Below are 20,242 nucleotides of genomic sequence, written 5' to 3'. Positions count from 1 at the left end.
GCCACCGCCTGACCGTTCCGGACTCCCGGATCCCGGTGCCCTTCCGGGGCGGCCTCGGCCGGCCGCTGAGCACGTGTTCTGTGCGGGTGTTCATGGTCCGCCTCCTGGGGGGCGGCTGCCCCCGGGGTGAGGCCGGGTCGTGGCACCAGGTTGTCGTAAGGCGCACAGGTTCGCTCCCGCGCCGCCGGCGCCCGACGTCTGGCGCGTCCGGTCGGGTCAGACGGCAGCGCCCGGCCGCGGCCGGTGTTCGAAGGCCCAGTAGACGAGCGCGATCAGCGGGAGGGCCCCACCCAGCACGGTCACTCCGCTCCAGCCGGCCGCTTCGTAGACGACCGTCCCGAGCTGGGATCCGATCGCGCCACCGGCGAAGAACATCGCGATGAAGACGCTGTTGAGCCGGGAGCGGGCGGCGGGATCGAGGGCGTAGACGGTGTGCTGACCGAGGATCAGCGTGGTCTGGACCGCCACGTCGACGAGGATCGCGGCGAGGGCGAGCAGCACGATGCTGTGTCCGCCGAAGCCCGCGAGGGCGAAGGCCACGGCGGCGGCCACGAGGGCGATACCGGTGGCGGGGCGGGCGAGTCCGCGGTCGGCCCAGTGCCCTGCCAGCGGGGCCACTGCTGCGCCCGCGGCGCCGACGAGGGCGAAGACGCCCACTCCGACTGCGGAGTAGTGGAAGCGGGGTCCGGTCAGGACGAAGGAGACCGTGGTCCAGAAGGCGCTGAAGACAGCGAACATGGCCGCCTGGTACAGGCCTCGGCGCCGCAGCTTCGGATGGGTGCGAAGGAGCTGGAAGGTGGAGCGCAGTACGTGGTGGTACGGGACGGACGTGGTGGGGGCGTGCTGCGGCAGGGCGGCGTGCAGGGCCACCGCGAGGAGGGCCATGAGGACGGCGGAGCCGAGGAAGACCACCCGCCAGCCCGTCACGTCGGAGAGCAGGCTGCTCAGGGTGCGGGAGAGGAGGATGCCGGTGAGCAGACCGCTCATGACGCGGCCCACGACGCGCCCCCGGGCGTGGTCGGGAGCGAGGCTCGCGGCGAACGGCACCAGTATCTGGGCGACCACCGAGGTCGCTCCGCTGATCATGGAGGCGGCGACGAGGACGGGGAAGTTCGGGGCGAGTCCGGCCACCACGAGCGCGGCGCTGGTGATAGCCAGCAGGACGGTGACGAGCTTCCGTTTCTCCAGCCGGTCGCCGAGCGGCACCAGGAAGAGCATGCCGACGACGTAGCCGACCTGGGTGAGCGTGATCAGGGAGCCGGTCGTCGCCGTGCTGACGCGGAACACGTCACTCAGCGAGGACAGCAGGGGCTGGGCGTAGTACAGGTTGGCGACCGTCAGGCCGCTGGCCACGGCCAGCAGCGCGACGAGCCGGCCGGGTACGTCCTGCGCGGGGCTCGCCGTCGTGGAGGTGGTGGTCTTGCTTGTGCGGGACATGTGCACCTTCTTTCGTCACACCTCTGCAACCAGCATCCCGGGCCGCCCCTTCCTCACCCAGTGCGATGGTGCGAGATGTCAGTTATCCCGATGGCAGATGAGCGGACACGCGGGGCGAGGGCGACCGGAGAGGCGCAGGGACGGACGTCGGAGAGGACGGCGGACCGGATGTCCCGGAGGCCGCGGGCCGGTCGCCTCGTTCACGTGGTGCCCGCGCGGGGCTGAGCGTGTGAAGCGGGCGCGGCGCGAGGGTCGCGCGCCGCCCCCGCCCGGTCCGCGCTCAGGCCGGAAGCATCCGCTGTCGCAGTTCGCCGATGCCCTGGATCGAGCTGACGAGTTCGTCACCGGGCCGCAGCCAGCGCTGAGGCGTACGGCCGAGGCCGACACCTGCGGGCGTACCCGTGTAGACGACGTCGCCGGGCAGGAGCGTCAACACCTCCGACAACCGCGCTATGAGCGCCGGGACGGAGAGGATGAGCTGCCGCGTGGAGCCCCGCTGGACCTGTTCGCCGTTGACGCTGCAGGTGAGTTCGAGCGCGTCGGGGTCCTCGAAGTCGTCCGGGGTGACCAGGACCGGCCCCATGGGCGAGAAGCCCGGGTAGGACTTGGCGAGACCGAACTGGGGGGCCGGGCCCCTCATCTGAAGGACGCGCTCCGACAGATCCTGCCCGACGGTCAGGCCGGCGACATGGCCCCAGGCGTCCGCCTCCCGCACGCGGCGGGCCGTCCTGCCGATGACGGCGACCAGCTCCACCTCCCAGTCGGTGTGGCCGCCCTCGGGCAGCACCACGTCGGAGAGGGGGCCGGTGATGCTGCTGACGAACTTGGTGAAGACCGGCGGCATGCCCTCGGGCTGGGTGAACCCCGCCTCCTCCACGTGCTCGCGGTAGTTGAGTCCGATGGCGAGCAGCTGGCGCGGAGCCGGGGCCGGGGCGCCGAGGTCGGCCGCGTCGTAGGGATGGCCGGCGTCGCCGAGGTCGGCCTCCGTGGCCCAGGCCCTGAACTCGTCCCACTGCTCGTAGATCGCCTGCGGGTCGGCCGGGAAGCGGTGACCGCTGGCGTCGTGGACATCCACGGCCCGCTCGCCCAGGATCAGTGTCAGCCGTCCGGACAGATTGGCGATTCGCATGAGTTTCTCCTGTGCTGGCTTCGTGTGGAAGGCGGTGCGGCGCCGTGGTCAGTCGGGCCGGGTGACCCTTTCGAGGAGCAGCAGCACCGACTCGTAGGGACGGCCCGTGACGTGCTCCATGCCGATCTCGCACGTACGGTTCGCCGAGAGGTAGGCGTCGTGGTGGCCCGCCAGGACCTCTTCGGCCTCATGCGCCGTGGCCGACTCCGCCAGCTCCTTGTGGAGCATGCCGCGGTCACCGGCGAAGCCGCAGCACTCCGCGTAGACCGGGACGGTCACCTCGTGGGCCACGAACCGGGCCAGCTCCTCGAGTTGCTCCACGTCGCCCAGGTGCCGCATGGAGCACGTCGGGTGGATGACCGCACGGTCGACCTTGCGGGCGGCGGTGAGACGGGGCAGGAGTTCACCGGCAGCCCAGACCAGGGAGTCGATCACGTCGAGCTTCTCGTGCCTGCGCCTGTTCTCCGGCGTCAGGTATGGGATGATCTCCCGTCCGATGCCGAGAGTGCAGGACGAGGCGTCGACCACGAGGGGCAGCCTGCCGCCGTCCGTCCACTCCCACGCCCGTTCGACGGTCCGGTTGGCCATGAGCCTGTTGCCGTCGTCGTATCCCTTGGAGTGCCAGATCGTGGCGCAGCAGGAGCCGACGATGTCGGAGGGGACCCAGACGGGGCGGCCGGCCCGGTCGGAGAGCCTCACCACGGCGTCCGGCAGGGAGAGTTCCTCCCCGCCCTCCGGTCCGGCGAAGATCCGGTTGACGCAGGCTACGAAGTAGACGGCGACCGCCCCCTGACGCCGGGTCGGAGGCAGACCGGAGGAGGCGGGCCCGGGGATCGCGCTGATCCACTCCGGCACCAGGTCGGGGGTGACCGCCTTGCGGGCCACGCCGGTAGCACGGGTGAGCACGCCGTCCTTGACGTGTCCGGCGACGCCGAGCGCGGCGCGGACGGCCTTCTCCACGGTCGCGAAGTGCTCGGCGGCCCGCTCGGCGTTCCGTTCGGCGACGCCACCGTGCCGCTCGTGCCGGAACTGCTTCATCATGGCGCCGGTGTCGATGCCGACCGGGCAGGCGATCTTGCACGTCGAGTCGCCTGCGCAGGTGTCGACGGCGTCGTAGCCGTACGACTCCAGCAGGCCGTCGGTGACGGGTGAGCCGGCGGGCTGGCGCATCATCTCGCGCCGGAGCACGATGCGCTGCCGGGGCGTCGTCGTCAGATCACGGCTGGGGCACACCGGTTCGCAGAAGCCGCACTCGATACAGGGATCGGCGACGGCTTCGATGGTCGGGATCGTCTTCAGGTGCTTCAGGTGGGCCCGGGGGTCCCGGTTCAGCACCACCCCCGGCGCGAGCACTCCGTGCGGGTCGAGGGCCTGCTTGACGCGCCACATGATCTCGGTGGCCCGCGAGCCCCACTCCGCCTCCAGGAAGGGCGTCATGTTCCGGCCGGTGGCGTGCTCCGCCTTGAGGGAGCCGTCGAACCGGTCGATGACCATGGCGCAGAACTCGTCCATGAAGGCCGCGTACCGCTCGACGTCTTCGGGCCGGGCCGCGTCGAAGGCGAGCAGGAAGTGCAGATTGCCGTGGGCCGCGTGTCCGGCCACCGCCGCGTCGTAGCCGTAGCGCCGCTGCATCTCCAGCAGCGCCTCGCACGCCTCGGCCAGATGAGCGGGAGGAACGGCGAAGTCCTCGGTGATCAGCGTCGTCCCCGTGGGCCGGGCCTTGCCCACGGCTGTCATGAACGCCTCTCGGGCGTGCCAGTAGGTGCGCACAGTACGGGGGTCGGTGACGAAGTCGTTCGAAACCGACGGTACCGGGGTCACGAGGGACAGCCCCTCGGCCACTTCGGCGGCGGCCCGCCGTTGGGCGAGGTGGTCCTCTTCGGTCGCGGCACGGAACTCGACCAGGAGCGCGGTGTTCTCCTGCGGAATGTCCCGCCAGTCCCCGGGTACGCCGTCCACCTCTGCGCAGGCACGCAGGGTGTTGCCGTCCATCAGCTCGACGGCGCGCGCCCCGGCCCCGTTGAACTGCTGCACGGCGGCGGCGGCAGCAGGCAGGTCGGGGAAGAACAGCAGCGCCGTACAGGTCTTCCGGTCCAGCGGGACGGTGTCGAAGACGGTCTCGGCGATGAAGCCCAGAGTTCCCTCGGAACCGACCATGAGACCGCGGAGGATGTCCACGGCGGTGGCGCCGTCGAGGAAGGCGTCCAGCCGGTAGCCACTGGTGTTCTTCAGCTCGTACTTGGCACGTATGCGGGCGACCAGCCCGGCGTCGGCCTCGATCTCCTCCTTGAGCGCGAGCAGAGTCGCGTGCAGGTCCGGTTCGGCGGCCCGCAGGCGCGTCTCGGCGTCCGGGCCGGCCGTGTCGACGACCGTTCCGGACGGCAGGACCACGGTCAGCGAGGACAGCAGGCGGTAGGAGTTGCGGGTGGTGCCGGCGGTCATGCCGGAGGCGTTGTTGGCCACGACGCCGCCGACGGAGGCCGCGAGGGAACTGGCGGGGTCGGGGCCCATGAGCCGGCCGTGCCGGGAGAGCGCGATGTTGGCCCGGCCCACGGTGGTGCCCGGTCTGATCCGCGCCCTGGCACCGCCGTCGAGGACTTCCACTCCGGTCCAGTGACGGCGGACGTCCACCAGGATGTCGTCGCCCTGAGCCTGTCCGTTCAGGGACGTGCCGGCCGCGCGGAAGACCACGTGCCGACGGTTCTCCCGGGCGTAGCGCAGCACGGTGGAGACATCGTCGACGTTCGCGGCGACGACCACGACGCGGGGCACCAGGCGGTAAGGGCTGGCGTCGGACGCATAACGCACCAGGTCGGAGATCCTGTGCAGAACCTTGTCCGGTCCCAGTTCCGCGAGCAGTGCGTCCCGCAGCCCGTCCGGCGTGCCGGACGCCCGGTCGTCGGCCACCCGGTCGACGGACGGTCCCTCCAGGGTGTGGGGGCGCAGCATCCCAGGCTTGGGTTCGAGCAGCGGCATGGATGTTCTCTTCCTCCCGGGTCGTTGGCTGGTGCTCCGGCCCCGGGCCGGTCGCGGCCCGGGGCGGGGCGGCCGGCCCGCGCGGCGCCGCCCGGGTGCCCGAAGCGGACTCCTTCGGACACCACGGACGCGGCGCGGCTCGGGACGGACGGTGCGGGCGCGGGTGTCGCCGCGGAGGGCACGTGCCGCTCCGGTCCGTCCGGCGGGTGGTCAGTGACCGGCGGAGACGGCGTGCGCGGCCTTGTCGAGCAGGTCGGCGACGGCGCGCGGGTCGCTCACCGTGGCCGCGTGCGGTGCGTGGATGGTGACCGTGTGCGCCTTGGCGCGCGCGGCCATCCAGCGCTGCGCCTTCGGAGGGATGTTCCGGTCCTCGGTGGCGATGAGGTACCAGCTGGGCAGGTTCTTCCAGGCCGCCGCGGTGGCCGGTTCGTTCAGCGCCGCCACGGTGATCGGGCGCTGTCCGGCGGCCATCGTCCGGGCGGTCGTCTTCTCGACGCCGGCCGCGAACTGCTGGGGGAACAGGTCCTGCCGGATGACCAGTTCGTCTCCCTGCCCGCCGCCGGGCAGCGGGTACTTCTGGACGACGGTGGTGTCGGCGAGCGAACTGCCCGGGTACTTGCCGCTCAGCTCGGCAGCGCTCTCGCCGATGTCCGGGACGAAGGCCGCGATGTACACCAGCCCCTTGACCTGGGCGGAACCGACCGCGGCTCGGCTGATGACGGAGCCGCCGTAGGAGTGGCCCGCCAGCACGACCGGGCCCTCGATGCCGTCCAGGACGCTGCGTACGTAGGCGGCGTCGCCTGCCACGCCGCGGAGCGGGTTCGGCGGAACCACGACGCGGTGGCCCTGGCGCAGGAGTCGCTGGACCACGGGAGCCCAGCTGGAGGCGTCGACGAAGGCGCCGTGCACCAGCACGATGGTGGGGAGCCGCTTCTTGTGCGTGACCGCCTCGGCGGCCGAGGTCTCGGCGGAGGCCGAGCGGGCGATGCCCGTGACTCCGAGGGCGGTGGCGCCGGCCACCACGGACCGGGTCACGGTGCGACGCGAGATCGATGTGCTCATCGTTGTCTTTCTGATCGGGACGGCTCGCCCGCGAGCGAGGCGGGCCCGGGGGCCCAGCGTGTGGGCCATGCCGGGAGGGAGCCGGGAGGAGTCGTGGAAGGGGCTACACGGAGGTGGCGTTGATGGCCTGTTCGATGAAGGCGACGACCTTCTTGGGGTGGGCGAGCATGACGAGGTGCGAGGAGTCGACCTCGATGGTGGTCATGCCGGCCCGCTGGTAACCGAAGCGCTCGACATCGGGGTTGATCGTGTGGTCCGAGGACGACACCAGACCGAAGGACGGCTTCGTCTTCCACGCGGCCGCCGGAGCGGCATCCGCGAACGCCTGCGCCGCCAGCGGACGCTGCGAGACCGCCAGCACGCGCGCCAGCTCCGGATCGACGTCCGCCGCGAAGATCGCCGGGAAGCTGTCGACCCGCACCGACACATCCGTACCCGGAGTGTCCGACCCCTCCACCGGGAACGGCGTGTACACCAGCGCCTCCGCCAGATCCGAGTCCGGGAACCGGCCCTGCAGCTCACCCAGACTCTCGCCCACCTCGAGGGCATAGCCCGACAGGTAGACCAGCGCCTCGACGTTCTCCTCGACACCCGCCACCGTGATCACGGCACCACCGTAGGAGTGGCCCACCAGCACCACGGGCCCGTCGATCTGACGGACCACCGACGCCACGTACGCCGCGTCCCCGATCAGGCTCCGATTGGGAACGGCCGGAGCCACCACCTTCAGCCCACGCCGCAGCAACTCGGGAATCACAGCGGAATAACTCGACGCGTCGGCAAACGCGCCATGCACCAGAACAACGGTCGGCTTCTCGGAACGCGACATGACGGGGCTCTTTTCTCTTGCTGGTCGGTGAGAGGGGTGGGCAGGGGGACCCGGGCGGGCCGGTGAGTCCGACGACTTCCGGATCTCGCGTCGGCGCGGCCGGAAGCGGGCCCGGTCCGGTGACCGGGAATGCGTGCCCGGGTGGGTCCTCGGCTCCCGTAGCCGGATCCGGCAACGGGGCCGCCCGGGGTGAATCCCGCGGGTATGGAAGTAAACGTACTGTTCGCACGGGAGGGGAACTTGCCTCTGTGTGCCCCGGACGTTATCCCTGAGCGCCGCAACGCCCACGGTTCACGGGAGAGGGCCGAGGGGCAGGCCGGGGGCATGCGAAAGCGGCAGCGGCCGGTGACGCACCGCTGCCGCGCGCAGGCGTTTCCACGACTGCCGAACCGTCGCGCCGGGCAAGGAGGCGTAACGGCGGATCAGCCGTGAGGGGGGTTCAGCCGTTCCAGCCGTCCAGGAAAGACAGGACTTCCGCGTTCACGACCTCGGGCTTCTCCTCCTGGCAGAGGTGTCCGCACTCGGGGATCGCCAGACCCCGGACATCACGGGCGATGCCCTTCCATACGTCCAGGACGTCGTAGGCCTTGCCGACCGCGCTGAAGTCCTCCCCCCACATCGTCAGCACCGGGCAGTCGATGAGCTGTTCCTCGTCCTCACGATCCTGCGCGACGTCCTCGGCGGCCGCGCGGTAGTCCATGCACGAACCGCGGACCGCGCCCGGCTGCCGGTAGGCACGTACGTAGACGTCGATCTCCTCGGCCGACAGCATGTCCGGGTCGTACGACCAACTCCGGTAGAAGTGCGTGAGCCAGGCTTCCTCCTTGCCCGCGATCAAGGCCTCGGGCAGATCAGGGACTTGGAGAAAGGTGAAGAACCAGTAGCCGGCACGAGCCATGGCGACGTCATAGGTGTCCGCGATGACGCGCGTCGGAATGTTGTCCATGGCGACGAAGCGGTCGACCCGGCCGCGATGGTCCTTCGAAAGCCGCGTACCCACACGGGCTCCCCGGTCATGGCCCACCAACGCGATCTTCTCGTGGCCGAGGTGATCCATCAGCGCGATGGTGTCCCGGGCCATGGTGCGCTTGTCGTAGCCGGACGCCGGCTTCTCGGTGTCCCCGTAGCCGCGGAGGTCGGGCGCGATCACGGTGTACTTCTCCGCCAGAACCGGAATCTGCTTCCGCCAGCCGTACCAGGTCTGCGGAAATCCGTGCAGCAGGTAGACCGGCGGTCCCTCACCCGCACTGACCCAGTGCTGGTTGATTCCGTTGAGCACCGCGGTGTGGTGGGTGATTCCCGTCGGAACAGTCATGCGTCTCTCACGTTCTGGAGGAGGAGGGGAGGCTGACACGCCTCAGGCTTCGAGGGCGTGGAGGGAATGGCCCGACGCGTCGGCAAACGCGGCGTGCACCGGAACAACGGCCGGCTTCTCGGGACGCGACATGCCAACCCTTCGGTAGTGGCTCGGAAGCGGGATGCGGCTCGTTCCGGGCGAGAGGGCGGCGTCCGTCAGCCGGCTTCGCGGGGAGGGCCGGCGGTACGGCTCCGCCGCCTCCTCGGCGGCGCGTCGAGCACACTGACCCGACTCTGTACGCGATCCGGGGTCCGGCTTGCCCGGGTGTGCATGCGCCCTGGTCTCTGCGCGCCCGCGCCGCACCGCCGTTCGCTTCCCGGGGGTGGAGGAGCCCACACGTGCGGTCAGGGGAGAAGGACCGCCGTCATGGCACGGCGTCGAGACGTGCGAGCCGCGCACGCGCCTCACAGAGACGTACCTGATCCGCGTCGGGGCCGAGAGCCACACAGGCCCGGAAGGCCTCGTGTGCCTCCTCGTCACGTCCCTGGGCCAGGAGGGCCTCTCCCAGGTGGAGGAGGTGGGCGCTGCGCAGGGGGAGGCTGCCCGGAGCGTCACACAGATGAGTGGCTCGCAGGGCTTCGTCGCCGAGCAGACCGGCGCTCCGGGCGGCCATGTCGAACACCTCGGTCCAGTGGCCCCAGAAGTTCCACCGGTCCGAGAACCAGTCGCCCTGAGGGCCGAGCAGACCAGCCTCGACCAGCTCTTCGAGGGTGTCCTCCGCCGACGGGAGGTCCTGTCCGATGAGCTGCGCGGCACAGGCCACCCCGGCGTCCGGACCCGGCACGAGAGACAGCCTTCACAAGCGGCCCGCCGGCGCGGTGCGCGTGCCCGGTCCCTGACCGGGGAAGGTCAGTCGCTGCGGCCCGTGAGCAGGGCGAGTTCGCTGTCGATGTCCACGTACGCGCTTTCCGTCCCCGGAGGCACCAACGCGTCGGCGTCGCGCCGGAAACGCGCGACCTCGGACGCCGGGAGCTCGACGAGAGCGGCGCCGGCGGGGGTCCGCAGGACTATGCGCATGGTGTCCGGAAGACAGCGGTGCCGGGGGAAGACCAGTACGTCTCCGAAGCCGGCCGGCCGGCGCAGCCCCTCGGCCAGGAGTTCACGCGCGAACACCCAGACGACCGCCTCGGCCGCGGGCACCCCCAAGGAGAGGTGCACGGCATAGGGATCCGTCGCGTCGTAGCGAAGCCTGCCGGGCAGGGGAACCCGCCGGTCCTCGGAGACACTGACGAAGGCCATGACATCGCAGGTGACGGATGTGAGCGGCTGACGCATGGGGTCTCCCGGGAAGCAACTGAGCGGTTGTCTGCGCCTCACCCTAGAAACATGTGCACGTCACTCGTTGTCGCTCAACGCATCCGCCATTGCTTCTGGGAGTACGGGGTTCGGCCACGCGTCCGACGAGCGAGGGTCCGGCACCCTGCTTGCGGACCCCCGCGGCGGCCGCCAGGCACGCGCACTCGGCCCGCGTGGGGGAAGGAGCCCGCCAGCAGGTCCGGGGCACCCCATCGACCCGCTCTCCCGCTCCACTCACGACCGGATGACGCCTTTCTGCCTGCTAGCTGCCTGGAGTCGGACGCCACCAGCGGCTTTGCTGGTCAAGGCGGAGAACCGGCCACATGCCCCCTGTGCGGGGGTGGCCCCGGTTCCCCGCTCTTACCACGCGGCGGGCATCCGCCCGGTCCGTGCGCAGGACGGCCGGGCGGTTTCCGCCCATGGCAGCGATTCGAGAGGAGGCCGGGTGAGCCCGGTGCTGTTGACTTCCCAGATTCCCGAGGAACAGAGACTCGTCTCCTGGCACAGAACGGTGGACCGGGAGCTGGTGCCCGTGACAGTCGTGCCGCACGACGCGGGGCCGTTCACCGGGCGGCTCGTCACCGGTCGCGTGGGGGTCCTGCGCGTCACCACCGTCGAAGCCGACGCCCATCGCATCAAGCGGACGAAGACGCACATCGCGCGCTCACCGGAACCTCTGGTCGCCGTCGGTGTCCAGGTGACGGGGCGGACCGTACTGGTTCAGGCAGGGCGGCAGGTCACGGCCGGCCGGGGCGACCTCTTCGTCTACGACACGTCGCGCCCCTACTTCCTCGAACGCCCGGAACGCTCCTCCGTCCACGTGGTCCTCATCCCACGCCGTGCGCTGGACCTGTCGGACGAGGCGCTCGACAGCATCAGCGGCACCGCGTTCGGCACCGCGCAAGGGTGCGCCGCCGTCCTGAAGCCCGTACTGATGACGGTGGTCTCCTCCGCACACGAGTACTCGGCCACCGCGACAGGCGGGCTCGTCAACGGTCTCGTCGATCTCTTCTCCACCCTGGTCACCGAGCGGTACGAGGGGCTGGTCGAGGGTGCCGGGACGGCGCAGGACCATCTCGTGGTGCGCATCCACGCCTATATCGACCAGCATCTGGGCGACCCGTCCCTGTCACCGGATTCCGTGGCGCTGGCGCACCAGATCTCGGTGCGCTATCTGCACCGGCTCTTCGAGGACGAAGGCGTCACCGTCGGCCGGCTGATCCAGCGACGCCGGCTGGAGAGGTGCGCGCGCGAACTCGCCCGCCGCAGCCGGACCACCCCCACCGTGTCGGCCATCGCCCAACGCTGGGGCTTCGTCAACCCCGCGCACTTCAGCCGGGTGTTCCGTGGGGCCTACGGCCTCTCACCCCGCGAGTGGCGCATTCAGCGTCTGGAGAGCGGCATGATGATGGGTGCGACGGAGCAGCACGCGTGACCGGGTCCTGCCGCGCGCGGGAGGGCGTCGGTCCCCGCCGCACCGGTGTCGGCGAGGAAGGGGGGGGCAGCCGTTTGGACGGTCGGCCCGATCGGCCGGGTACGCGTCCGCCCGGGGCCGGCACGGAGCCCTGACGCAGGACCGGCGGTGCGGCCGTACCGCTCGGGGACGCCATCGCGCGGCGTCCGCCGAGGATCGTCAGCGCCGGCGCCGGGACACCCGGTAACCCTGCGGTCTCCGACGGCGGCGGGCCCGGAGGCTCACGGATCCGGCGCGGCGGCTTCCGCCCTCCGCTCGCCGTCGGACGGGAGGGGATCCGCTTCTTCGGCCGCATCAAAGACGTCGAGGCGCGTAATCGCCTCACCGGTCACCGGACGGAGTCCCAGCCCGATCAGTACGCTCCGCGACAAGGAGCCGTGCGCTCCCGGTCAACCGGTCCGCCGCCGCCCCGTATCGCCGCGAAGAGGTCCCGCCCCTCGCCCCCGGAACACCTCCGCACGCACGTGCTCCCCATCCCCCGCAGATCAGGTCACGCGGCCGGGGCACGGGTAGCCCCGTCGCGTCGCGTACACCCTTCTGCTCTCCGGGAAACCACGCGAGTTTCGCTCTCCGGAAAACCATGGGAGGTCCGCAGATCAGCCGACGAGCGAATATCGAGGCGGCCGCAACGAATGAATCCCCCGCAAGGGCCGGTGTCTCCTCCGGAAGACTCCGGAAGAGGGCACTGCGCGGCTCAGAAGCGATTCCCCGCCGGCCGAGTCGTCCGGTGAAACCGAGCGTGGCGCGGAGACAGAGCGGGGGTATTTCATGCCACGGCCGGCTTCGGACAGAAAGCCCGCACTCCGTGCGCATGCCGTGGCCGCGCGTCTTTCTGTGCGCTTTCCGGACAGAGCGGGTGCGCGTACAGAACACCTACGGCCGTTCATGGTTTTAGCGTGGAGGGACAGCACAACGCACCGACAGCTTCAGGAGAAATTCATGTCCGACATCATCGACCCGGTTCCGCCGGTGCTGGAACCCGCCGCCCAGGCGTTCGTCGAGGCTACCGCCAACCCCCCTTACCTCTTCGACCTCGGCCCCGTCGAGGGACGCAAGGCCGTCGACGAGGTCCAGTCCGGGGACATCGCCAAGCCGAACGTCGACGAGGAGTGGATCACCGTCTCGGGCGGCCCCACCGGCAGCGTCCGGGCCCGGATCGTCAAGCCGGCCGGCGCCGGGGGAACCCTGCCGGTGATCCTCTACATCCACGGCGCCGGCTGGGTGTTCGGCAACGCCCACACCCACGACCGTCTCGTGCGCGAGCTCGCCGTCGGCGCGAACGCCGCGGTCGTCTTCCCCGAGTACGACCTGTCGCCCGAGGCCCGCTACCCCGTCGCCATCGAGCAGAACTACACCGTCGCCCAGTGGATCGTCGAGCAGGGCGCCACCAAGGGCCTGGACGCCACGCGCCTCGCCGTGGTCGGCGACTCGGTCGGCGGCAACATGGCGGCCGCCCTCACCCTGATGGCCAAGGAGCGCGGCGGCGTGCCCCTGGTCCAGCAGGTGCTGTTCTACCCGGTCACCGACGCGAGCTTCGACACCGGCTCCTACCACCAGTTCGCCGAGGGCTACTTCCTGCGCCGCGACGGCATGCAGTGGTTCTGGGACCAGTACACGACCGACGAGGCCGAGCGGGCCCAGATCACCGCCTCCCCCCTGCGGGCCACCACCGAGCAGCTCACCGGCCTGCCCCCGGCCCTGGTCATCACCGGTGAGGCCGACGTCCTGCGCGACGAGGGCGAGGCCTACGCCAACAAGCTCCGCGAGGCCGGCGTCGCCGTCACCGCCGCCCGCTTCCAGGGCATCATCCACGACTTCGTGATGCTCAACGCCCTGCGCGAGACCCACGCCGCCCAGGCCGCCATCACCCTCGCCGTCGCCACTCTCCGCACCGCCCTGCGCACCGGCTGACCGATGGCGTGACGGTCGCCGCGGCGACCCCACGGAGAAGGCGGCACCACCGGCTCGTACGGTGGCGCCGCCTTCTCGTGCGTCTGCGCCGCGCCGGACGAGGTTCGCCCTGTCATCCCTGCGACCGCGCGGACTCCGCGTGCGGGCGGACCACCACCCCGTAGGTAAGGGCCACAGCGCCAGGAGCACTGTCACCGACCCCTGCCGACCGACGAACGACCCATCGGTCCGCTCAGGAACGGCGAAGGCGGCGCGTACCGGTACCGGCCCGCGCCGGCCCCGGATGGCCGCATGAGGGGTCCCGACGGGGATGTGCGCCGAAGGGCCCCCCGGCGCGGAAGCACCGAGGGGCCCTTCGGAGGACCGCCGGAGTGGCCGGTCAGCCGGCGTACTGGGCGAACACCTTCGTGTAGTCCCAGGGCTGCTGGGAGACGCCCGAACAGGTGTCGGCGCCGCCGCCCGTGCACGGGCGGTCCCGGTTGACCGACCAGAAGGTCAGCCGGGCGAGGTGCCGCTGCTGCGCGTACCCGAGGATGGTGCGGAAGTCCGCGACCGTCACGGTCTCGCCGTTGTCGGTGATGCCGTTCATCGACGAGATGCCGGTGTGCCGGTAGGCCTGGTCGTCCGAGTAGCCGTAGGCGCTCTTGACCGTGTTCTTCAGCCCTTCGGCCGCACTGACGGTGAGGGCCCCCATGTTCTGGCCCGCCCCGCCGAAGTCGAACGGCATGATCGTCCAGCTGTCGACGGTCAGGCCCGACGCGGCGGCCTTGCCGATCAGGCTGCCGTCGGGGCCGTTCTGGCCGGTGCCGAAGGTGACGTAGACCTTGAGCCCGGGATTGTTGGCCTTGACCGTCTTCAGCGCGTCGACCGTGCGCTGCTGGACGGTGGCGCTGGCGTACGCATCGGCCTCGATGTCGATGTCGATCGCCTTGAGCCCGTAGGCGTTGATCACCTTCTGGTACGCGCCGGCCAGCTCACCGGCGCTGGAGCAGGAGCTCTCCAGCTTGTTGCCGCTCCAGCCGCCGAAGGAGGGGATCACGTCGCCGCCCGCGGCCCGGACGGTGTTCACGGTCTGCTGGTCCACCCCTCCGGCCAGTGGTCTGCTGCCGTCCCACTGGGGGTTGCAGTAGCCGTTGCTGAGGACGAAGGCGAGGGTGAACCACTTGACGCCGGTGGCGTTCATGACCGTGGTCGGGCTGGGCGGGCTGCCCCAGCCGTTGTAGAGGTACGGGGCGACGGCCATCGCACCGGCGGGCGGCGTCGGGTCTCCCCCGCCGGTGGGCGCCGTCCACTTCTGGTTGGCGGCGCCCGTGCAGGTCCAGATCTGGAGCCGGGTGCCGTTGGCCGAACTGTTGCCGGTGACGTCCAGGCACTTGTCCGCCTGCGGATTGACGATGTCGTGCGCGGCGGTGACGGTCCAGCGCTGGGCCGCGGAGCCATTGCACTCCCACAACTGGACGGCGGTGCCGTTCGCCGTGCCGGCCGAGGTCACGTCCAGGCACTTCCCGAGGGCCTTGACGCTTCCGTCCGAACCGACGTCCCACTGCTGGGCGTTGGTGCCGTTGCAGTCGTAGAGCTGCACCGGCGTGCCGTTGGCGGTGTTCGCCCCGGCGACGTCGACGCACTTGCCGGCGAGACCCGTGATCTGCCCGGTCGCCGCGGCGGCGCCCAGGGCGGGGGATCCGGTGAGGCCGGCCGTCAAGACGGCGGCAACCCCCGCGCCGAGCAGGCTCCGGACCGCCGGCACGCGCTCACCCGGGAAGCGACCGCGCATCAACGGGTCACCGTCCACTTCTGGTTGGCGGTCCCGCCGCACGTCCAGATCTGGAGCCGGGTGCCGTTGGCCGAGTTGTTTCCGGTGACGTCCAGGCACTTGTTCGCCTGCGGATTGACGATGTCGCGCGCCCCGCTCACGGTCCAGCGCTGGGCCGCCGTGCCGTTGCAGTCCCACAGCTGGACGGGGGTGCCGTCGGCGGTTCCGCCCGACGCCACGTCGAGGCACTTGCCGAGCGCGCGGATCGTGCCGTCCGCGTTCACGCTCCAGCGCTGCGCGCTGGTGCCGTTGCAGTCGTAGAGCTGCACCGGGGTGCCGTTGGCGGTGCCCGCCGCGGCGACGTCCACGCACTTGCCGGCGAGACCGGTGATCGGCCCGCCCGCCTCCGGCTGCGTCGCGCCGGTGGTGACGCGCACATGGTCGACGACGAGCTGTTGCGGGAAGGCGGTGTTGCCGTCGGGGTCGCCCGGCCAGTAGCCGCCGACGGCGAGGTTGAGGATGAGGAAGAAGGGCTTGTTGAAGGCCCAGGTGTTGCCGCCCGTGTCGGCGGGCGTGCGGTGCTGGTAGACGTTCCCGTCGACGGACCAGGTCACGGAATCGGGGGCCCAGTCGACGGCGAAGGTGTGAAAGGCGTCGGCGAAGGCCTGGCCGTTCGGGAGGGTGTATCCGGCGCCGATGCCCGCGGAGCCGGAGTAGCCCGGACCGTGCAGGGTGCCGTGCACGGTGGAGGGCTCGAAGCCGACGTTCTCCATGACGTCGATCTCGCCGGAGTTGGGCCAGCCGACCTGCCCGATGTCGGCGCCGAGCATCCAGAAGGCGGGCCACATGCCCTGCCCGCGCGGGATCTTCATCCGCGCCTCGACGTGCCCGTACGCCTGAGTGAACTTCCCCGAGGTGTTGAGCCGGGCCGAGGTGTACTGGCAGGCCCCGTACCAGCACTGGTAGTTGGCCGGATTCTCCTTGCGTGCGGTGATGACCAGATGGCCCTGGCCGTCCAGCGCGGCGTTGCTGTTGCCCGCCGTGTAGTACTGCCGCTCATGGTTGTTGACGTTGTCGCCGGTCTCGATCTGCCACTTGCTGCCGTTCACCGCCGAGCCGGCGGCCCCGTCGAACTCGTCGGCGAACGTCGTGACCGCGGCGGCCGCCGCGGTGTCCGCGCTCGGGACGGTGGACGCGGAAGCGGGTCCGCCGCCCGCCAGGGTCGTCGTGGCCAGGGCGAGAGCGAGGACCGGGAGTACGGAATGCAGCAGGCGCCGCTTACGGCGTGGGCGTGGGGAGTCCATGACTCTCCCTTCCGGTGCGTGAGGGGGAGGAAGGGGAATCTGTCATGCATATGACAGTCATGCGCATGACAGATGCAGGGCGCGGGGATGTGCGAGAGCTGCGCCGACCGATGTGGGGGTGGAGCGTGGGGCAACACGTGCGGTGAGTCCGTGAACCGACTTGGTTCACTGTGTGATTTAAGAAGTGAACCAAACGGGTGTCAATACTTTGGTACGTACCACCGGCCGGAGCGGCCGAGATGCACCCCCGGGTGCGCGAACATCCCCACCCCTGCGCCGACGAGGCCACGGCTTCCGGGGACTGCGGCCAAGAGTCGAAGCGATACCGCCCCGCGCCCCCGGTCGCCCCCTCAGGCCTCAACGGCGGATTAAACCCTCCGGGAGGGACGTTATGCCCCCGTCGGAGCCGATTCGCCGATGCCTAGGCATGAGGCCCGGTGGAACTGGAGGCATGGCTGTGCACGGTGAGTACAAGGTCCCCGGCGGCAAGCTGGTCGTGGTGGACCTGGACGTCCGGGGCGGGGCGCTGCGCGACGTACGGGTGGCGGGCGACTTCTTCCTGGAGCCGGACGAGGCGATCCTCGCGATCGACGCGGCGCTGGAGGGCGCCCCGGCCACCACGGACACGGCGGGCCTGGCCGCCCGGATCGACGCGGCCCTTCCCCCGTCCACGGTGATGCTCGGGCTCACGTCGGAGGGCGTAGCCGTCGCCGTACGCCGGGCGCTGGCGCACGCCACCGAGTGGAGCGACTTCGACTGGCAGCTCATCCACGACGCGCCCCAGTCCCCCGCGCTCCACATGGCCCTCGACGAGGTCATCACCGCGGAGGTCGCCGCGGGCCGGCGCCCGCCGACGCTGCGGGTGTGGGAGTGGGACTCCCCCGCGGTGATCATCGGCAGCTTCCAGTCGCTGCGCAACGAGGTGGACCCGGCGGGGGTGGACCGCCACGGTGTCACGGTGGTGCGCCGGGTCTCCGGGGGCGGGGCCATGTTCGCGGAGCCGAGCAGCACCATCACGTACTCGCTCGCGGTGCCCCACTCCCTCGTCTCGGGCCTCTCCTTCGCCGACAGTTACGCCTACCTGGACGACTGGGTGCTCGAAGCGCTCGGCGACATGGGCATCAAGGCGTGGTACCAGCCGCTCAACGACATCGCGACCGAGGTCGGCAAGATCGCGGGGGCGGCGCAGAAGCGCGTGCTGGGGCCGGACGGCGGGCCCGGCGCCGTGCTGCACCACGTGACGATGTCGTACGACATCGATGCCGACAAGATGCTCGACGTCCTGCGCATCGGCAAGGAGAAGATGTCCGACAAGGGCACGAAGAGCGCCAAGAAGCGCGTGGACCCCCTGCGCCGGCAGACGGGTCTGGCCCGTCAGGCCGTCATCGAGCGGATGATCGAGTCGTTCCGCAACCGCCACGGGCTCACCCGCGGCGACGTGACCCCCGGGGAACTGGCCCGGGCCGAGGAACTCGTCCGCACCAAGTTCGGCACGGCCGAGTGGACCGCCCGGGTGCCGTAGGCCTGGTCAGGGGCGCGCCGCCGCTCGGGGTGCGGCCGGCGGGCGGTGCTCGAACCACCGCCGGTCGGCCTCCAGCTGGGCCGCCAGCGAGATCAGCCGTTCCTCACTGCGGGAGGGGCCGAGCAGTTGGGCGCCGACGGGGAGGCCACCGGGGGTGAAACCGGCGGGCACGTTGATTCCGGGCCAGCCCAGCACGTTCCACGGCCAGGCGTACGGGCAGGCCTCGGTGATCGCGACATCGGTGCGCCAGGCGCTCAGCCCGTCGAACCTGCCGATCGGGGGAGGCGGCAGGGCGGTCGTCGGGGTGAGCAGCACATCGAAACCCGGGTCTCCCGATCCGCGGGCGGGGTGGAACAGGGCCCCGATCCGCCGGTGCTGGCGCAGCTCCCGCTCCCGTGCCGCCCGCACGATCCTGCCGCCGAGCCGGGTTCCCGTCCGCAGGGCGCTGCGGGTGCGGGGGTCCAGGAGGGCGGGCTGGGGGTGCAGGGCGGCGAGCTCGGCGATTCCGGCGGTGGCACGGGGTACGAAGGCGAGGCCGATCAGCCCGTAGCGGGGTCTGGCCTCCTCGACGTGGTGGCCGAGGCGGGCCAGCGCCTCGGCGATCTCGGTGACGGCCCGGCGGACGTGCGGGTGGGGCGCCGTGCCGGTGAGGGTGAGCGGGGGGCGCCAGGCGAGGGCGATGCGCAGCCGGCCCGGGTCCCGGCGGGCGGCGGCCGAGGCCTGCACGGCCGGCGGGCGGTGGTGGTCGTCGGGATGGGCTCCCGCGACGGCGTCCAGCAGCAGGGCGGCGTCCGCGACGGTCCTGGCGAGGGGGCCGTTGACCGTGAGCCCCTGGAACGCGTCGCGGTGGGGGTGCACGGAGATCCGGCCGCGCTGGGGCTTGATGCCGACGAGGTGGGTCCAGGCGGCGGGGATGCGGACGGACCCGGCGCCGTCGGAGCCGAGCGCGGCGGGCACCAGTCCGGCGGCGACGGCGGCGGCCGAACCGCCGGACGAGCCGCCCGGGGTGTGGCCGGTGTTCCACGGGTTGCGGGTGACACCGAAGGCCGGGCCCTCGGTGAACGGCCACTGGCCGAGTTCGCACGAGTTGGTCTTCCCCACGATGACGGCCCCGGCCGCGCGCAGTCTGCGTACGGACTCGCTGTCGGCGGTCGCGACGGGCCGTTCCCCCGAGCAGCCGAAATGGGTGGGGAGTCCGGCGACGTCGGTGTCGTCCTTGACCGCGACGGGCACCCCGAGCAACGGCAGCCGCTCCCCCGCGTCGAGCCGGCGGTCGGCCTCGGCGGCCTCGGCGAGTGCGGCGGTCGCGCGCAGGTGCCGGAAGGCGTTGAGCGTGCCCTGGCTCGCCTCGATCCTGGCGAGTGCGTCCGTGACCAGCCGGGTGGAGGTCGTGCGGCCCTCCGCGAGAGCCCGTGCGCAGTCGGCCAGCCCGGGCGGCGCCCCGGTCTCCGTTCCCGTGGTCTCCGCTGAGGACATGGGCTGCCCGCCTTCCTCGTACCGTCACGCGCGTGTCGCCTGCCCGAACGATTTACTGGAGGGTAACCAGCCGCGGCCGATCCCTCAACCGCGCCCGGGGCCGCGTGGCGCCGCCCGCGAAAGCGGCACCATGCGGCCACCGGCCCGTGTCCCTACGGCTGAACGGTGATCTCGCCGATCCCGGTCCCGAGCCCGGCGCAGTGCGCGGTCGACTGACCGGACTGGCCCGGGTTCAGCGTGACGTGCTCCCCGTCGACGTCCGGGGACCAGCCGCAGACCAGGTGTACCCAGAAGGTCTGCGTCGTGCCGCCGTTGTTCCGGCACAGGGCGTAGCCGGTGTAGTCGTCGACGGCGTGCTTGCCCGTATCGCAGGAGAGCCCCGGCGGCGTCTTCGCCGAAGCCGGAACCGCGAGGGAGGCCGCCGTGGCCGGACCGGCCGGCACCGCGAGCGCCACGGCCACCCCGGTGACGGCGGCACCGCACACGACGCCCCTGAACAGATTCCCCATGGACTTCTTCATGTCTTCCCTTCGGCCGTGCGAGCGGTCCCTGACAACCGCCTCCGCCCCCTTAACCGGAAAAGGGCGCACGACGTCACGCTGTGTACACACCGAGGTGTACCGGACGTGCGCCGTCGCGCAGCCGCCACTCCTCCGGCGTACGCTCGAATGATTCAGACCGCAGACCCGGACAGTCCCGCCACGACCCTTCGAGGA

At 71.2% G+C, this 20,242-nt stretch carries 15 protein-coding genes; 3 read left to right on the top strand and 12 right to left on the bottom strand.

Annotation, left to right across the window (positions count from 1 at the left end):
- Positions 1-216: 216 nt before the first annotated feature.
- The 8 genes from E6R60_RS02080 to E6R60_RS02045 all read right to left on the bottom strand — a co-directional run bounded on the left by E6R60_RS02080 (position 217) and on the right by E6R60_RS02045 (position 10,065).
- Positions 217-1,437: an MFS transporter gene (locus tag E6R60_RS02080; protein ID WP_136324604.1), complete on the bottom strand. Its 1,221-nt coding sequence runs from the start codon at positions 1,435-1,437 to the stop codon at positions 217-219.
- Positions 1,438-1,717: 280 nt separating this feature from the next.
- Positions 1,718-2,566: a fumarylacetoacetate hydrolase family protein gene (locus E6R60_RS02075; protein WP_136324603.1), complete on the bottom strand. Its 849-nt coding sequence runs from the start codon at positions 2,564-2,566 to the stop codon at positions 1,718-1,720.
- 48 nt (positions 2,567-2,614) lie between these two features.
- A complete protein-coding gene (locus E6R60_RS02070; RefSeq protein ID WP_136324602.1) occupies positions 2,615-5,542 on the bottom strand; it encodes an FAD-binding and (Fe-S)-binding domain-containing protein in 2,928 nt (975 codons plus the stop codon).
- Positions 5,543-5,752: 210 nt separating this feature from the next.
- Entirely contained in the window at positions 5,753-6,604 is an 852-nt protein-coding gene (locus E6R60_RS02065; RefSeq protein ID WP_136324601.1) for an alpha/beta hydrolase, read from the bottom strand.
- A gap of 103 nt (positions 6,605-6,707) precedes the next feature.
- Complete coding sequence (locus E6R60_RS02060; RefSeq protein WP_136324600.1) at positions 6,708-7,433, bottom strand: alpha/beta hydrolase; 726 nt, start codon at positions 7,431-7,433, stop codon at positions 6,708-6,710.
- Positions 7,434-7,872: 439 nt separating this feature from the next.
- Positions 7,873-8,748, bottom strand: a complete 876-nt coding sequence (locus E6R60_RS02055; RefSeq protein WP_136324599.1) for an alpha/beta hydrolase — start codon at positions 8,746-8,748, stop codon at positions 7,873-7,875.
- 406 nt (positions 8,749-9,154) lie between these two features.
- Positions 9,155-9,574, bottom strand: coding sequence for a tetratricopeptide repeat protein (locus E6R60_RS02050; RefSeq protein WP_136324598.1), 420 nt, complete (start codon positions 9,572-9,574; stop codon positions 9,155-9,157).
- Between the two features lie 65 nt (positions 9,575-9,639).
- Entirely contained in the window at positions 9,640-10,065 is a 426-nt protein-coding gene (locus E6R60_RS02045; RefSeq protein WP_240802358.1) for an SsgA family sporulation/cell division regulator, read from the bottom strand.
- A 475-nt stretch (positions 10,066-10,540) separates the two neighbouring features.
- On the opposite strand from E6R60_RS02045, the gene E6R60_RS02040 reads away from it, so the two are divergent.
- A complete protein-coding gene (locus E6R60_RS02040) occupies positions 10,541-11,521 on the top strand; it encodes a helix-turn-helix domain-containing protein (RefSeq protein WP_240802357.1) in 981 nt (326 codons plus the stop codon).
- A gap of 978 nt (positions 11,522-12,499) precedes the next feature.
- Positions 12,500-13,471: an alpha/beta hydrolase gene (locus E6R60_RS02035; protein ID WP_136324596.1), complete on the top strand. Its 972-nt coding sequence runs from the start codon at positions 12,500-12,502 to the stop codon at positions 13,469-13,471.
- A gap of 379 nt (positions 13,472-13,850) precedes the next feature.
- Here the strand turns inward: E6R60_RS02035 and E6R60_RS02030 are convergent, their stop codons facing one another.
- Positions 13,851-15,245, bottom strand: a complete 1,395-nt coding sequence (locus E6R60_RS02030; protein ID WP_136324595.1) for a chitinase — start codon at positions 15,243-15,245, stop codon at positions 13,851-13,853.
- A complete protein-coding gene (locus E6R60_RS02025; protein ID WP_136324594.1) occupies positions 15,245-16,528 on the bottom strand; it encodes a glycoside hydrolase family 16 protein in 1,284 nt (427 codons plus the stop codon). The genes E6R60_RS02030 and E6R60_RS02025 overlap by 1 nt, the downstream gene beginning before the upstream one ends.
- Before the next feature lie 457 nt (positions 16,529-16,985).
- Here E6R60_RS02025 and E6R60_RS02020 point away from each other — a divergent pair, with 457 nt between their 5' ends.
- On the top strand, positions 16,986-18,050 hold the full coding sequence (locus E6R60_RS02020) for a biotin/lipoate A/B protein ligase family protein (protein ID WP_136324896.1): 1,065 nt from the start codon (positions 16,986-16,988) through the stop codon (positions 18,048-18,050).
- 6 nt (positions 18,051-18,056) lie between these two features.
- On the opposite strand, the gene E6R60_RS02015 is transcribed toward E6R60_RS02020, so the two are convergent.
- Complete coding sequence (locus E6R60_RS02015; protein WP_136324593.1) at positions 18,057-19,526, bottom strand: amidase; 1,470 nt, start codon at positions 19,524-19,526, stop codon at positions 18,057-18,059.
- A gap of 152 nt (positions 19,527-19,678) precedes the next feature.
- Positions 19,679-20,047, bottom strand: coding sequence for a hypothetical protein (locus E6R60_RS02010; RefSeq protein ID WP_136324592.1), 369 nt, complete (start codon positions 20,045-20,047; stop codon positions 19,679-19,681).
- Positions 20,048-20,242: the final 195 nt, after the last annotated feature.

Origin of the sequence: Streptomyces sp. A0642 (assembly GCF_004795105.1) — a bacterium.
Lineage (GTDB): Bacteria > Actinomycetota > Actinomycetes > Streptomycetales > Streptomycetaceae > Streptomyces.
Note: the sequence above shows the minus strand (reverse complement) of the source record. Positions and strands in the feature narration are given on the sequence as shown.

Coding starts and splice junctions, on each gene's coding strand:
- E6R60_RS02080 (WP_136324604.1), bottom strand. CDS start 1,437: ATGTCCCGCACAAGCAAGACCACCACCTCCACGACGGCGAGCCCCGCG.
- E6R60_RS02075 (WP_136324603.1), bottom strand. CDS start 2,566: ATGCGAATCGCCAATCTGTCCGGACGGCTGACACTGATCCTGGGCGAG.
- E6R60_RS02070 (WP_136324602.1), bottom strand. CDS start 5,542: ATGCCGCTGCTCGAACCCAAGCCTGGGATGCTGCGCCCCCACACCCTG.
- E6R60_RS02065 (WP_136324601.1), bottom strand. CDS start 6,604: ATGAGCACATCGATCTCGCGTCGCACCGTGACCCGGTCCGTGGTGGCC.
- E6R60_RS02060 (WP_136324600.1), bottom strand. CDS start 7,433: ATGTCGCGTTCCGAGAAGCCGACCGTTGTTCTGGTGCATGGCGCGTTT.
- E6R60_RS02055 (WP_136324599.1), bottom strand. CDS start 8,748: ATGACTGTTCCGACGGGAATCACCCACCACACCGCGGTGCTCAACGGA.
- E6R60_RS02045 (WP_240802358.1), bottom strand. CDS start 10,065: ATGCGTCAGCCGCTCACATCCGTCACCTGCGATGTCATGGCCTTCGTC.
- E6R60_RS02035 (WP_136324596.1), top strand. CDS start 12,500: ATGTCCGACATCATCGACCCGGTTCCGCCGGTGCTGGAACCCGCCGCC.
- E6R60_RS02030 (WP_136324595.1), bottom strand. CDS start 15,245: ATGCGCGGTCGCTTCCCGGGTGAGCGCGTGCCGGCGGTCCGGAGCCTG.
- E6R60_RS02025 (WP_136324594.1), bottom strand. CDS start 16,528: ATGGACTCCCCACGCCCACGCCGTAAGCGGCGCCTGCTGCATTCCGTA.
- E6R60_RS02015 (WP_136324593.1), bottom strand. CDS start 19,526: ATGTCCTCAGCGGAGACCACGGGAACGGAGACCGGGGCGCCGCCCGGG.
- E6R60_RS02010 (WP_136324592.1), bottom strand. CDS start 20,047: ATGAAGAAGTCCATGGGGAATCTGTTCAGGGGCGTCGTGTGCGGTGCC.